Origin of the sequence: Prevotella sp. MGM1, assembly GCF_002933775.1 — a bacterium.
Taxonomy (GTDB): domain Bacteria; phylum Bacteroidota; class Bacteroidia; order Bacteroidales; family Bacteroidaceae; genus Prevotella.
Genome location: NZ_BEWV01000086.1, coordinates 1 through 719, shown reverse-complemented (window position 1 = coordinate 719; position 719 = coordinate 1). Strand labels below are relative to the sequence as shown.

1 pseudogene is annotated in these 719 nt (G+C 51.2%); it reads left to right on the top strand.

Annotation, left to right across the window (positions count from 1 at the left end):
- Positions 1-373 (top strand): annotated as a pseudogene (locus MoGM_RS12945) (DNA adenine methylase); the annotation flags it as partial.
- Positions 374-719: the final 346 nt, after the last annotated feature.

Below are 719 nucleotides of genomic sequence, written 5' to 3'. Positions count from 1 at the left end.
ACCGGGCGCGTATGAGTGCGACGGCTATCTGGACGGGCTGGAAATAGTTCACATGGACTACCGGGAACTGTTCGAGCGTGAGCGCGGCAACAGCCGGGCGTTGTTCGTGCTGGATCCGCCGTATCTTACGACCGAGTGCGGAATGTATGAGAACTATTGGAAGCTGACCGACTATCTCAGCGTGTTGCGTCTGCTCCGGGGCACGAAATACATTTATTTCACTTCCGACAAGTCGCAAATCGTGGAGCTCTGCCAGTTCATGGCCGAGGAATACGGCGAAGCAGCGCCCATGTATGGCGCGACGGTCCGCATGAGGACAAACACCCTGAACTATCAGGCTAAATTTAACGATATGATGATAACCAAGCTCTGACCGACACAGCCAAGCGCTGGGGCATAGAAAAAGCCCCCGGCTTGATTTGCAGTTTTCCTACGACATACAAATACAAACACCCAAAGGGCAAAAGCCGGGGGCAAAATGCCTTCGACGCCCTTTGGGTGTTACTGTTGAATGTCGTAGGAGTTGCAAAATTACGAAAAAATGCTGAATGACAGTGTACGAAGCATTAAAATTGTGCGGTGGAGTGATTGAAAAGCTGGAAAAAGCCGGCGTAAAGCCGTCGGATCATAAATATATTGCCATGTTCGAGGACTTCGGCAGGGCAAAGCAGCGAGGTGAAAAGATAAGCTATGTTGTCGCCTGTCTGGCCAAGCAGTAC